We start from the raw sequence: 14316 nt of genomic DNA, 5'->3' as shown, positions 1-14316 counted from the left end.
AGTCAATTTAGAGGAGTGAGAAATATAGATTTTTTCTTGTTCAGATTATCTAATCTTTTTGCATAATCCCCAACTTTTGCACCTGATCCCTTTTGCACCTGATCCATTATAAAAATATTAAATCAGTTTTTGAGCAAAAAAAAAATCCAAAATCAAATGACTTTGGAGTTTTGTAATTTTTGTGGGCGATGAGGGGTTCGAACCCCCGACCCCCTCGGTGTAAACGAGGTGCTCTGAACCAGCTGAGCTAATCGCCCTATTTTACTAGGTTGCTATCATTTTGTGATTGCGAGTGCAAATATAGGCTAGTTTTTCGCTTATGCAAAACATTTTTAAAGAATTTTTACTTTTTATTTTATAAAAATATTCAGTTTGCTGGTATTTAGTGTTTTAAAAAGTGAAAAAAATGCAATAAAAATGAATTTAATTCTTAATTGAGATGCTCAGAGACTAAGTTGCTAAGATTCTAAATTGAAAAATAAGTCCAATTGTTATAATCAGTGGGCTATTGTACTATTAGGATTAATCTTTTTTACTGTTTTTGGCTTCAATCCAACGCGACATGTATTTGGTGCTGTTTAAAGTGTGGTGTTGTAGCAAAGCTCCAAAGAAATTATCCAAACGATGTTGCTGTAAGTTGGAGAGTAAAAATTGAATTTTGGCTGCAAAATCATTTTCAAAATGTTTTTTCGAATAGCGTTGATTGATAATAGCAATCCCATTCTGTTGTTTGGCCGTCCAAAGCTCTTTGTCTAGATACAATTCTACGGCGGCTTCTATAAATTCGTTTACATCATCAGTTACAAATCCATTCCAAGGAAAATTTCCCTGCATGGATTCGGCACCAATAGTGGTTGTAATACTCGGTGTTCCGCATTGCATGGCTTCAATCAGTTTTCCTTTTATACCTGCACCAAAACGCAATGGAGCCAAAACAACTCTTGCATTTTGAACTACTTCGTTGGCATCAATCGCTCGTCCCTTTATATGGAAACCTTCTTTTGGTTGATGCAATTGCATTACTTTTTGGGAAGGATAAGCTCCATAAACATGAAGATTGGTATCTGGCAATTGTTTTTTTAGCAAAGACCAAATTGTTTCTTTTAGATATTGAACGGCATTCCAATTGGGTTCATGAAGAAAGTTGCCTATAAAAATAAAATCATTCCTTTCCTCAAAAGAAGGAAGCTTTTCAAAAGTTGCTTCCGAAATAGGCTCTAACAAAAAAGGCAAATAATACAGTAGTTTTTCGTCTATCTTAAAAGTCGTTTTCAATAATTCCATTTCAAATTCCGAAATCATTAAGGACAAGTCGCATCTCAAAATACTAGCGATTTCCCTTTTAGCGATATCTTCCTTTAGTAAATCAGAAAGAGTAAATTCACGTTTTTCTTTGAATGCTTTTTGCCTTGCCAAACGCAAACAATGCAGGTCTTCGGTGTCTAATATTCGTAGTGCATCGGGACATTTTTCGGCAATGCGCCACCCGAATTGTTCTTCGATCATAAATCGGTCAAATAAAACAACGGCTGGATTCAGTTCTTTTACAAAAACATCAAAACTGCTGCAATTCAAAGTAATTGATTTTTTGTCGACATTCAGTGAGTCCAAATCGACCATAAAATCACTGTCCATAGCCGGACTCGCAAATGTAATGGCATACCCTTGTTGCTGAAATTGGGTAATCAATTGCAACATTCGACCACCTGCAGCCGAAGAATTGGGTTCAGGCCATACAAAACCAATGATTAAAAGCGTTTGAATTTGAGTCATGCTAATTAAGATAATGGTGCAAAATAATGCAATTTAGGTGGTTAAAGCATCATTTTAAGAGGAAAATCAACAGGAAAACACTAATTTTGCAGTTCTAAATTGCATATTATGCTTGGATTAAAATTAGTTACCGACCCGCGTTGGGTAAATATAGTAGAAACCAATATTGAAGAAATATTGACCGATCACGCTTGGTGTGAACAAAAAGCGGCTTCCAATGCTATTAGTTTGATTACTTACAATTCAGAGTTGGAAGAACTGGTAACGGAATTATTGGTCATTGCCAAAGAAGAATTGGATCACTTGCAACTGGTACACAATTTAATAAAAAGCAGAGGATTGACTTTGGGTAGGGAACGAAAAGATCATTATGTAAATGAGCTTTTTAAATTCATGAAAAAAGACGGAAGCCGCAAAGATGCTTTGGTAGATCGATTGTTGTTCTCGGCTATGATCGAAGCCAGAAGTTGTGAGCGATTCAAAGTGTTGTCTGAGAATATAAAAGATCCTGAATTAGCTAAGTTTTATAGGGATCTTATGATTTCGGAAGCGGGACATTACACTACTTTTCTCGGCTTTGCCAGAAAATATGTAGACAATTTTGATGTTGATAAACGTTGGCAAGAATGGATTGAGTTTGAAACTTCGATTATTGTCAATTACGGTAAAAATGAAACCGTGCACGGATAAACTAACCTTTGAACGATACATTTTGTAGTTGTGTTCGATTAGTGTTATTTTTCTTTTTTTGAATGATGGCAAAAAAGCAGAATGTTGACTTTTAGCCCCGATAGAAGTGGAAATCCTTTCTATTTTTTCTTTAAAAATAGAAAGATTGAAATGGATAGCGGGACAATCTTTCTAAAATTGCCTAATCTTTCTGCTTCAAAATCAATTAATCGAATCCAGATTTTAAGTTTTTATTTATTAATTCACACCAATCACAGATGGCATCAATAAGTTATAAAGCAATATTTTTTAAGGTTTTAAAATATATAGGAATCACCCTTGTGGTTTTATTGGCGTTGATGTTTATCACGCCTTTGGTTTTTTCTGATAAAATTAGAGAACAGGTAAAGAAAACAGCCAATGAAAAATTAAACGGTGAGCTGAATTATTCGGAGGCCAAAGTTTCTTTTTTTACCCACTTTCCTTCATTGACTTTGACTTTGGCTGATTTCAAACTAAATGGATCGGCTCCTTTTCAAAATGAGAAATTCATCGCTGCAGATGAGGTTGCTTTTGGAATTAATTTGAGCAGTCTTGTTTTTGGAAAAACCATCAAAATTGATCAAATTTTCCTTTCCAATTCATTGATCAATGTCAAAGTAAATAAAAAAGGGGAGGCCAATTATAATGTATACATTGCAGAGGCATCAACCGCTCCAAAAGAAGAATCGGAAACGGGATTAAAGCTTGAAGAAATCGAAGTCACAAACAGCAAACTTATTTATGATGATCAATCTGCGAATATTCATGTAGATGCTTTAGGGTTTAATTATTTAGGGAATGGAGATTTTAGCAAAGAGATATTTGCTTTGCATTCAAAAGCAAAAATCGAAAAACTAAATGTCATTTATGAAAATGAACCCTACTTGATGAATAAAAAAGTGGATGGGGATTTAATTACCAAAATAAACACCAATTCACTATCATTTGTTTTTGAGCAAAACGACCTTTTCATTAATAAGTTGTTAGTTGATTTTACCGGAAAATTCGATTTTTTAAAGGATGGTTATGATATTGATTTTAAAATAAAATCAAACAAAAGTAATTTGAATGATCTTTTTACTGCTTTCCCGCCTAAGTATATTACTTGGTTGAAAGATACTGAGTTAAAAGGGAGTGTAGATTTATTGCTGACGCTTAAGGGGAAATATATTGCATCTCAAAATCTGGGTCCAGATTTAAATTTAAATTTTAAGCTAAAAGACGGATTTGTAAATTATAAAAAAAGTGCTTTCCCAATTTCCAACTTAAATATGGATATTGTTACAAAAGTGCCTTCTTTGAATCCGGAACTTTTACAACTGGATGCCAAAAATGTGTCTTTGAATATTGAAAAAAATTATCTTAAAACACAATTAAAAGTTAACGGGATGTCTACTCCGGACATTGATTTGGTTTTGAATTCTCAAATCGATTTGGAGAAATTAAATCGCGCACTCGGAGTCTCGGATATAGAATTAAAAGGAATGCTTGTAAGTGATTTGAAAGCCAAAGGGAAATACGATCAAAAGCAGAGACTTTTTCCAAATACAAATGGAACATTGAATTTGAAAAACGGATTTGTAAAAACTCCATATTACCCAAATCCAATAACCGATATGAATATTGTTTCGAAAATAGAGAATCAAAAAGGAACTTATGATGGTCTTTCGGTAGTGTTAAAACCAGCTAGTTTTACTTTTGAAGGAGAATCTTTTTTGGTGGAAGCCGATTTGAAAAATTTTGATGATTTGAATTATGATATTAAGGCAAAAGGGACTTTGAATATCAGTAAAATTTACAAGGTGTTTTCTCAAAAAGGATTGGATGTTGATGGTTTCATAAAAGCAGATTTGGAATTGAAAGGAATTCAAAGTTATGCCGAAAAAGGAAATTACAGCAAATTGCAAAATAAAGGAACACTTGAGCTTCGAAATATAAATGTACAAACGGAGTATTTGCCTAAATCATTGTTGATTAAAGAAGGAATATTTAGGTTCAATCAGGATAAAATGTCGTTTAATACCTTTTTGGCTTCTTATGGTCAGTCCGATTTTAAACTGAATGGTTATTTGCAAAATGTATTCAATTTCATGTCGTCTAAAAATGGAATTTTGAGAGGATCGTTTACGTTAAATTCAAAATACATCAATATTGATGAATTTATGTCTAGTACATCGACAGCTCCAGTTGCTACAACAACTGCTGCTCCTGATACTACTACACAGCCTACAGCTCAAGAAACTGGGGTGATCCTTGTTCCTTCAAATCTTGATTTGCAATTTTATGCAACGGCCCACAAAATCAATTATCAAGGACTTATATTGCAAGACGGAAAAGGTGCAGTAAAAATGAAAAACGGGAAAATGGTAATGCAAAATACCGGATTCAATTTGATAGGTTGTAATGTTACCATGAATGCTGCGTACCAAGGAATGACTCCTAAAAAAGCGGTCTTTGAATATGAAATTAAAGCGACTGATTTTGATATAAAAAGAGCTTATAAGGAAGTGAAGATGTTCAAAGAAATGGCAAGTGCTGCTGAAAACGCGGAAGGAATTGTCTCGTTGGACTATAAAATAAAAGGAAGGTTGAATCAACAAATGATGCCTGTTTATCCTTCGTTAATAGGTGGAGGTGTGCTGTCTATAAAAGATGTGAAAGTAAAAGGCATGAAAATGTTTAATGCTGTGGGTAAGACCACAGATCATGAGGAGATTAAGAATCCTGAACTGTCTAAAGTTGATATCAAATCAACAGTAAAAAATAACATTATTACCGTTGAGCGCTTTAAATTTAAATTTGCAGGTTTCAGACCAAGAATTGAAGGGACATCAAGTCTAGATGGTAAATTAAATATCAAAATGAGATTGGGATTGCCTCCTTTAGGAATTATTGGAATTCCGTTAACAGTTACAGGAACTAAGGATAATCCAAAAGTGAAAGTAGGTAAAAAAGGGGATGAAATAGAGGAAACTAAAGATACGGAAGAGTAAGGACTAAGATTTTTGTATTGCTATAATCGAGCATAAAAAAAACAGTACAAAGTGCGTTTATGACATTGTCAGCGCAGTTTGTGCTGTTTGTTTTTTATTTGGAAGCCTCCGGTAAATTATGGTAGATGTAATCTCCATGAATACCAGTGAATGCCAATTTTAGTTGGTCAAAAAAAGTTTTGCTGTCGGCTTCTTTGGGCCATGCGGCTTTTACTAATTCGTCTTGTTTTTGGTTTGATTTTTCTATGTCACCAAAAGAGTTATAAAAAACAGCTTCCATAAAATCCCTGCTGTCAGAACCCCAAGCGTGACGAAACGGATAATATCCTTGGATGTAAGGATCTTTTAGGGTAACTTTTTCATTGTATTCTTTCATCCCTTTTCCTTTTCCGGTCATTGACATTTGTGATTTGCGAATGTAAACAATCATAGGTTCTTTTGAGGAGGCTTTGAATTCTTTCATACCTATTGTTTCAATGGAAGAGTAAATTTCGTCTGAGTGCATCGGAACATAATAGCTACGTTGTTTGTCAAAAAAAGCGGTTCTTGCTTTTTCATCAGGCCATGCTTTTTTTTCAAGATCATCAGAGATAGCTTGTGCTTTTTCAATGTCTTCCCAGGTTTTATAGACATTTACCATAATAACTTCTGTGCTATTTCCGGTGTAATAGTGAGTCAGGATTTCCGAGCCAATTATTAAATCATTTTTGCTCGTTACTTTGTCAAAGTACTCTTGTTCCGTTGCCTTCCAGTCTTTACCGTCGGTATCTAAATTTCTGTGTAGGGTTGTCATCGTAATAAAAACAGGTTTGGGGGGATCTTGAGCGTGAATATTCACACTTAGAAGGAATGTTAAAATTAACATTCCCAACGAAAAAAAAGGTCTCTTTCTCATAATAAATTAAAAATTAAGTGATTAATTAACAAAAAACATATATAAATTTAGTTAATTGTTAATCAAGTAGTTATAAAATTTCAATTTATTTTTAAGAGAAAAATTAAGGATTGTTTAAACCTCTTTATTTAACGGCAATTCGGCTACTACAAAGGTACTTCCACCAATATAGATGAAATCATCTTTTGTAGAATTATTCTGAGCCTGAGTGTAGGCCTCTGTAACAGATTCGTATGTTTTTCCGATTAGTAAAAATTGCAATGCTTTTTCCTGTAACAATTTAGCATCTAGACCTCTTGGGATATTCGGTTTGCAAAAGTAATAAGTCGCTTTTTTTGGAAATAACGGTAATACTTCCTCTAGTTCCTTGTCATTGACAACTCCCAATACAATATGCAAGTGATCAAAAGTCTCTTTTTGTATTTGATTCAAAACAATTTCGAGACCATTTTTGTTGTGTGCCGTGTCGCAAATCACTTTAGGATTTGTTCCAAGTTGCTGCCATCTTCCTTGTAATCCAGTGTTTTTTACCACATGGAGCAATCCCGATTTTATGTTTTCGTCACTTACTTTAAAATTCGTTTGTTCGTTTAAAATTTTGAAAGTTTGAGTAACCGTTTTTTTATTGTGTTCTTGATAATCACCAATTAAATCGGAAGGATATGTTTCTGAAATTAAATCGGAAGCAAAATAGATTTCGGCTTTATTTTCTTTGGCTTTCGCCAAAAACACGGGTTGGGTTACAGAAGTATATTCGCCAATAACAACAGGAATTTCAGGTTTGATAATTCCTGCTTTTTCGGTTGCAATTAATTCCAAGGTGTTGCCCAAAAACTGAACATGATCAATGCCAATATTGGTTATTACAGAAACTAATGGCGTGATAATATTTGTGGCGTCCAGTCTTCCGCCCAATCCCACTTCAATAATGGCGATATCAACTTTTTCTTTGGCAAAATAATCAAAGGCCAAGCCAACAGACATTTCGAAGAAACTCATATCATTAGCTTCAAAAAAGGATTTGTGTTGTTCGATGAATTCGCAAACAAATGCTTCGGAGATTTCAGCTCCATTTATCTTGATTCGTTCCCGAAAATCTTTTAGATGAGGTGAAGTATAAAGCCCAACTTTATATCCTACTTCTTGTAGAATAGAAGCTAGCATATGTGAGGTAGAACCCTTACCATTGGTTCCGGCAACGTGGATGCATTTTATCTTTTTATGAGGATTATCAAGATGATCCGCCAATAAATTAACATTGGTCAAGTCTTTTTTATAAGCCGAAGCCCCTTGCAATTGATACATTGGAAGTTGATTAAACATCCAGTTTGTGGTTTCTTGATAGTTCATTATTTTTTGATAAAATAGTTGTGAATTGAAATAATTTTCGCTTTTTTTAGTTTAATATTACAGTGAAATTATTTTATGCAAAATTGAAATATTTTTTACAATTAATGATTATAAACCCAGAATAATATATGTTTAGTTTCATACAATTACAAGCTGATACTCTTACCAATGCTGCGTCCAATGTTGTTATCGAAAAAATAGCACCCAATACAGAAATCTCCGTTTTAGGCTTTATTCTAAAAGGAGGATTTTTTTTAATCCCTATTGCAATCTTATTATTTTACACTTTTTATGTGATTATCGAACGCTATTTGTTCATTAATAAAAGATCGAAAGTTGATCCTCTTTTGATGCGAGATGTTCGCGATCACCTGACTTCAGGAAATTTTGATTTGGCTCGTACCATCACTGAAAGAACAGATACCGCATCCGGAAATGTGATTAAAGAAGGAATTTTATTAATAGGTCGTCCCATTGCCGAAATCGAGTCGAATATGGATCGTGCCGCCGATATCGAAATTGCCGAAATGGAACAACATTTAGGACAATTGGGATTGATTGCGGGTATTGCTCCAACGCTTGGATTTATCGGAACTATTTCTGGGGTAATCAAGATTTTTTACAGCATTTCGGTAACTGAAAACATCAGTATCGGGAATATTTCGGGAGGTTTATATGAAAAAATGATCAGTAGTGGTTCTGGATTAATCGTGGGAATTATTGCCTACAGTGCCTATCACTTGCTGAACGGAAAGATTGATAACTATGCCTTGAAAGTGCAAAAACAAATATTGGAATTCGTGAATATCATTCAAAAAGCATAAATTATGTCCATCAAAAGAAAAAGAAGATTTCACGCCGAAGTCGCCACTTCATCCTTGAGTGACATCATGTTTTTTTTGTTGCTATTTTTCTTGATTATCTCCACTTTGGCCAACCCAAATGTCATCAAAATGACGTTGCCAAAGTCAAAAACCAACGAAAAAACCAATCATCAATACATCAGTTTATCGGTTACGGAAGACAAGAAATTCTTTATCGATAAGCAACCTGTTGCTTTCGAAGAACTAGAAACTACTTTGATGTCCAAAATGAACACTCAAAAAGACCAAACAGTTATTGTTAGAATTCCGTTCAATCTGCAGGTACAGGATTTGGTTGATGTGTTGCAAATAGGAGTGAAGAACAACTTAAAATTTGTTATCGCCACAAGTCCGAAGTAAATTCGATAAATTAATTGGGCGTGCCACCATAAAAAAAAGGAGCCAACTTACCATTGCGGTTAGTCGGCTCCTTTTTTTATGCTGTCGGGCTATTCGCGCTACTTCGGTAGCTTGCTTCAAACGAAGTTCACTGAACTCCTATGGAAATAAATGTATAGTGAAGTAATCCCTTACGCGAATTGCCGAAACACGAGATGTTTTAATAACCTAAAAAAACAAAAGCGTAACATTTTTAAAAAGAGTGTACTAATAAATTTTAGGGATTAATTTAAAAGTACATTTTATGGAAAACATTTCAAGGCGGTCTTTTGTTAATAAATTTGGTTTAGGTGTTGGAGCAACTGTTGTTATGACAACGCTCCCTTCTTACATAACTCAGGCAGAAAATATTCAGAAACCATATACAGGGAAGAAGATGAATATTGCGCTTTGTGGTTTAGGAAATTATGCAACTATGTTAGCGGTAGGAATTGAAGTTTCTGAATATTGCAACTTAGCGGGAATAGTAACTGGGACACCTGAAAAAGCTGAAAAGTGGAAAAAACAATACAATATTCCCGAAAAGAACATTTATAATTATCAGAATTTCGACGAAATAATCAATAACAAAGATATAGATCTAGTTTATGTTGTTTTGCCAAATGGTTTGCACAAAGATTTTGTAATTCGTTCAGCTAAAGCAGGCAAACATGTAATTACAGAAAAGCCAATGGCGATTTCTGTTGCTGATTGTGAAGAAATGATAAATGCCTGTAACGATCATAATGTTCAGTTGGCTATTGGTTATCGCTTACATTACGAGCCAACACATTTAGAAATTAAAAGGTTGGGACAAGAAAAAGTTTTTGGTCAAGTACGATTTATAGAAGCCTCCCTTGGATACAAAACCTATGATACTCTTGATAAAAAAACAATCGTTGATAAAAGCAGCCGAAGTGAATGGAGACTAAATAAGAAATTGTCAGGTGGTGGTCCTTTGATGGATTTAGGGATTTATTGCATCCAGGCTAGTCGTTATGTTTTGGGCGAAGAGCCAATTGCTGTTACGGCACAATTTGGCACAGTGAATGATAAAAATAGATTTTCGGAGACAGAGGAAAGTATATCTTGGCAAATGGAATTTCCGAGTGGGGCAACTGCAAATTGCAACACTTCTTGTGGCTACAATATTGATAGATTCTACGCATCGGCTGATGAGGGCAGTTTTGAATTAAGTCCAGCATTGAGTTATGGACCTTTTGAAGGTAAAACTTCAGAGAAAGAATTAAAATTTCCTGTAATTAATCAGCAACAAACACAATTAGATGAAATTTGTAAAGTATTATTGGAAAATAAAAAATTACCAAATCATATTACAGGAGAAGAAGGATTAAAGGATATAAAAGTCATTAATGCAATTTATAAATCCGCTGAGACGGGAAAGAAAGTTCTTTTGAAAAACTAAACTCGTAGACTAGCCCCGATGGAAGTGGCATCCTTTTTACAAAAATACCCTGTCAGGGTTTTAAACCCTGACAGGGTATTTTTGTAAAAAGATATAACGGACAGCGGGACAACTGTTGATGAAAAGCAAAAAAGTTGTGCTCCTAATTATTTGATTAATTCAATTTGAAATTATATTCAATCCTTCCAACTTGCTTTTCGGGAGCGTCATTGCTGGCGTCCCATTTGGTGTTCATAGCTGCAATTCGGGCTTGATCTAATAGGCATTTTGCTGTGTTGGTAGTGCCTTTTATACCCGCAGTTGCGTTGATGGTGTTCCCATTTCTATCGACAGAAACTTCCACGACTACTTTGCCAGATTCGTTGCAAGTGTATTTTGGAGCGGGTTTGGAGAGTGCTTTTCTATTGCCAAGCGAATAACCGGAACCTCCTCCGGTGCCACCACCAGAACCACCGCCACTACCAGGGCCGTAACCGCTGCCATTGCCAATGCCATGTCCAGTTCCATTTCCGCCGCCGGTACCACCACCAGAACCACCTGTGCCGTAATAGCCGGTTGCGGCCAAGCTTCCGTTGGATTTTCCTTTGTTACCTGCAGTTTTATCATCGCCATCACCGCCTTTGTTGGAGCCTTTTAAAATGCTTGACAAAGCATCGTTTGTAGAATTGGATACTTTTGGTTTAACCACTTCGGGTTTCGGAGTTTCTTTGACAACGACTTCAGTTTTTTTAGGTTTTTCTTTCTGCGGAATAACGACGCTTTCATCGGTAGCATTTTCTTGAGACAAAATAGCTTCGTCGGGAGTGCTTTTGGCCGGAATTTGTTTGACGTGATTCTGAACATTCAGAACCTCGCTTTGCGTATTTTTTCCTGATCCCAAATCGCTGTCACCAAAGTTTAAGGTAACACCTCCGCCACCTCCGCCGCTGCCTATCATTTCTTCCAGATTGGATGGTGGCCAAAAACGGATGAAAAACAACAGCAGCAATAAGGATGCATAAATGAGTATGGATAGGGCTAATGATTTCTTTTGATCGTTGGAAAGTGTAGAACTCATTGTGGAAATATATTAAAAATAGGTATTTATAAAAAACGTTGAAAAGTACTAAAAATTGTTAGAAGTAAAAAGTATGGCTGTGACTATTTGTTGAAAGATAAAGTTTAACTTTTGTGTAAAATAAATTTTTACTAGGTCATTTAGGAGCGATTGAAAAGCGGTTTAAAATAAAATGCCACAATCCTATTTTTCATAGTAATTGTGGCATAAAATGTAGTGTATTAGTAAGGTTTAATCTAAGCCTTCCAAGAATCCTGTATGAGCGCTTTTTAGAGCAAAATTGGAATCGTATAATAAAGGCCAATCATTTCCTATGTGATTTAAGTCCGTACTATATGGAATCCAGGATTCATTATCCTTCATTCCCCAAACCGTTAAAGCATATTTGTTTGCCGCAGGAATCGCATTGTATATTTTGACGATCTCTTTGTATTTTTCTTTTTGAGCCAGTCTTCTTTCATTGGTAAAAGAATTAATATCATTTGCTGGATTCACTTGAATATCCAACTCAGAAAAATGAATTTTTAGACCTTTGGTAACAGCTCTATTAATATCAGTTTCGATTTGAGTTTTTGTTGGACTTAAATAAGTGTTATGCATTTGATAACCTATACCATCAATAAGATTACTTGTTTTTAAATCATCTATTATTGAAAACATTTTATTCTGTTTAGGAATATTCGTTGCAGTAGCATAATCATTATAAAACAATAATAGTTTTTTATCACCTGCTGCATTTGCTGCATCTCTAGCCCATTTAAAGCAATCTTTAATATAGTTTGGGCCCATTCTTTGAAGAAAAATAGTGTTTCTCAAGTTACCGCTAGTATCATCTACACCTTCATTTACTACATCCCAGGATTTTACTTTTCCCGCATAATGAGTAACAACATCCGTAATGTATTTTTTTACTTCGGCAGCAAATTCTGCATCGGTGCCAGAAAAATTAGTTAACCAACTTGGCACTGCATTATGCCATACCAAGGCGTGTCCATGAACATTGATGCCATTTGCATTTCCGTAAGCAACAATTTTATCTGCAGCAGCCCAGTTGTAAACACCACTTGAAATTGAAATTGGATCCATTTTCATTTCATACTCAGCCGAAATGCTGCTAAATTCATTTTTTAAAATTGCATCATATGAACTTCCGGTGGTTAATTGTGAAGCCTTTACAGCCATACCCACAAAAAATGGATTTGCTAATTTATTTGCTTTAACTTTTAGAAAAGTAGGATCCTCGGCAACGTTACTTGAACCCGTTGTTACAACACTAATTACATTTGAATAACCCGAAATCTGTGAGTCTCTTTTAGCTCTAATTCTGTAAAAATACTGAGTTCCACTATTTAAACCCACAACTATTTCATTTAAATCAGATACTGATTTTGAATTGTAATTTGGAACGAAAGTTGCAAAATCAGCGCTTGTAGAAACATCCAAAAGATAACTTTGAGCGGTGGAAATAAAGCTCCATTTGGCCTTAAAACCAGTATCATTTATATCTGTGGACGCATTTGCGATAGGGGCAGTTAAAGTATCAGCAATTATGGTGTCTTCTTTTGAACAAGAATTCAGAAAAAGCATAATGCTTGTTAAAACCAATAAAAATTTATGTTTCATTTTTTTATATTTTAGAATAGATTCAAGAAAAATATTCTTTATCACTTACAATTTAATTTACGAATTCATTTTTCACAAAAAAGGTTGTATTTGACCACAACCTTTTTAAAGTAAAAAACTAACTCAAACCATTTAAACTATTTGTAACGAACTTTAATGTTATCGTATTTTATTGTGCTAGGATTTGGTGTATCACCTTGAGCGATTCCAACCTTAATTTCATTTACTTTAGAAGCATCCAAGGTCGCAGCTGAATTGCTTCCAAAACCCCAATTATCCTTAAAATCGGCTAAAGTTATTGTCTTAGTAGACCAATTTACATCCGTTATTTTGAAATTATATCCGTAGTCTTTGCCATCGATAGTATTCAATTGAATGGCAAATTGTGCTCCTATAACATTTGCACTTACATCAATATCTATAAAAGTTCTTGTTGCATCTGTATTTGTTGCGCTCAAGAAACTAGCTCCGCCACCACCGCTGCTGCCGTTGTAGCCATTTGCAGTTGAGCCAGTCCAAGTTAGGGCTGCATAATTACCTGTTGGTCCGCCTGCAGTACTTGCATTAAAAGAATCGACATCTCCATAAGAGCTCCAAGACTCTCTGGAACCACCTCCATCAAAATTAGACACGAGTACTACTTTTTCAAAATCAATTGATTTTGTAGCAGTTCCTCCAGGAGTGGTAATTACCAATTCTTCACCAGAAGCAGCATTTGACGGTAAACCAATAATAATTGAAGTAGATGAGCTTACGGTATAACTTATCGCTTTTCCTCCTAAGGTTACCGAAGAAATATTATAAAACCATGTACCCTCAATTGCAAGTGGAAAACCTGGTGTTGCCACAGCAGGTACGGTTTTAGCAATAGTTGGATTAGGCTGTAAAATCTCTATGTTTTTAGTAACAGAACCCGTTGCAGTAACAAATGTGATTGGTTGTACTCCAAATCTGCTTCCTAATTTATCATCAAAAGGGATAGTGAAAATAAACGCATTATCTGAATTATAGTTAGGATTGAAACTGACATCAATTTTATTATCAAGAGTTATTTTTTTTAATCCAGACAATCCTTCACCTTCCACTCTAATTTTCCTTAGTGGAAAAGTTTGATTTAATAAATCACCCGGTTCAGAAACCATTGCGTCAACGTTTGCAGTAACTGCATCGTCATTTTGGCATCCTGTGAAAGAAGCCAAAACCAAAAGAATTATAATGCTATATTTTATTTTATTGATCATCATATG

11 protein-coding genes and 1 tRNA gene are annotated in these 14316 nt (G+C 34.9%); 5 read left to right on the top strand and 7 right to left on the bottom strand.

What is annotated here, in order from left to right:
• Window positions 1–182: 182 nt before the first annotated feature.
• Together AC1DY0_RS08885 and AC1DY0_RS08880 are read right to left on the bottom strand one after the other, a co-directional pair.
• Window positions 183–257: transfer RNA gene (locus AC1DY0_RS08885), tRNA-Val, on the bottom strand.
• A gap of 265 nt (window positions 258–522) precedes the next feature.
• Window positions 523–1773, bottom strand: coding sequence for a glycosyltransferase family 4 protein (locus AC1DY0_RS08880; RefSeq protein WP_477188249.1), 1251 nt, complete (start codon window positions 1771–1773; stop codon window positions 523–525).
• Window positions 1774–1881: 108 nt separating this feature from the next.
• Here AC1DY0_RS08880 and AC1DY0_RS08875 point away from each other — a divergent pair, with 108 nt between their 5' ends.
• Complete coding sequence (locus AC1DY0_RS08875) at window positions 1882–2463, top strand: MiaE family protein (protein WP_077377325.1); 582 nt, start codon at window positions 1882–1884, stop codon at window positions 2461–2463.
• Window positions 2464–2720: 257 nt separating this feature from the next.
• Window positions 2721–5477, top strand: coding sequence for a hypothetical protein (locus tag AC1DY0_RS08870; protein ID WP_477188248.1), 2757 nt, complete (start codon window positions 2721–2723; stop codon window positions 5475–5477).
• Between the two features lie 94 nt (window positions 5478–5571).
• On the opposite strand, the gene AC1DY0_RS08865 is transcribed toward AC1DY0_RS08870, so the two are convergent.
• Together AC1DY0_RS08865 and AC1DY0_RS08860 are read right to left on the bottom strand one after the other, a co-directional pair.
• Entirely contained in the window at window positions 5572–6270 is a 699-nt protein-coding gene (locus AC1DY0_RS08865; RefSeq protein WP_477188247.1) for a hypothetical protein, read from the bottom strand.
• 216 nt (window positions 6271–6486) lie between these two features.
• Window positions 6487–7722, bottom strand: coding sequence for a bifunctional folylpolyglutamate synthase/dihydrofolate synthase (locus AC1DY0_RS08860; RefSeq protein ID WP_477188246.1), 1236 nt, complete (start codon window positions 7720–7722; stop codon window positions 6487–6489).
• Window positions 7723–7850: 128 nt separating this feature from the next.
• On the opposite strand from AC1DY0_RS08860, the gene AC1DY0_RS08855 reads away from it, so the two are divergent.
• The 3 genes from AC1DY0_RS08855 to AC1DY0_RS08845 all read left to right on the top strand — a co-directional run bounded on the left by AC1DY0_RS08855 (window position 7851) and on the right by AC1DY0_RS08845 (window position 10389).
• Window positions 7851–8546: a MotA/TolQ/ExbB proton channel family protein gene (locus AC1DY0_RS08855; protein WP_477188245.1), complete on the top strand. Its 696-nt coding sequence runs from the start codon at window positions 7851–7853 to the stop codon at window positions 8544–8546.
• A 3-nt stretch (window positions 8547–8549) separates the two neighbouring features.
• Entirely contained in the window at window positions 8550–8945 is a 396-nt protein-coding gene (locus tag AC1DY0_RS08850) for an ExbD/TolR family protein (protein WP_198520217.1), read from the top strand.
• A gap of 283 nt (window positions 8946–9228) precedes the next feature.
• Window positions 9229–10389, top strand: a complete 1161-nt coding sequence (locus AC1DY0_RS08845) for a Gfo/Idh/MocA family protein (RefSeq protein WP_477188244.1) — start codon at window positions 9229–9231, stop codon at window positions 10387–10389.
• 154 nt (window positions 10390–10543) lie between these two features.
• Here AC1DY0_RS08845 and AC1DY0_RS08840 read toward each other — a convergent pair whose 3' ends face one another.
• The 3 genes from AC1DY0_RS08840 to AC1DY0_RS08830 all read right to left on the bottom strand — a co-directional run bounded on the left by AC1DY0_RS08840 (window position 10544) and on the right by AC1DY0_RS08830 (window position 14313).
• Complete coding sequence (locus AC1DY0_RS08840) at window positions 10544–11446, bottom strand: energy transducer TonB family protein (protein ID WP_477188243.1); 903 nt, start codon at window positions 11444–11446, stop codon at window positions 10544–10546.
• A 231-nt stretch (window positions 11447–11677) separates the two neighbouring features.
• Entirely contained in the window at window positions 11678–13069 is a 1392-nt protein-coding gene (locus AC1DY0_RS08835; protein ID WP_477188242.1) for an endo-1,4-beta-xylanase, read from the bottom strand.
• A 137-nt stretch (window positions 13070–13206) separates the two neighbouring features.
• The gene (locus AC1DY0_RS08830) at window positions 13207–14313 is read right to left on the bottom strand and encodes an IPT/TIG domain-containing protein (RefSeq protein WP_477188241.1); all 1107 of its coding nucleotides are present in this window, start codon (window positions 14311–14313) and stop codon (window positions 13207–13209) included.
• Window positions 14314–14316 lie beyond the last annotated feature (3 nt).

It is taken from the genome of Flavobacterium sp. P1_E4 (assembly GCF_056405915.1).
Note: the sequence above shows the minus strand (reverse complement) of the source record. Positions and strands in the feature narration are given on the sequence as shown.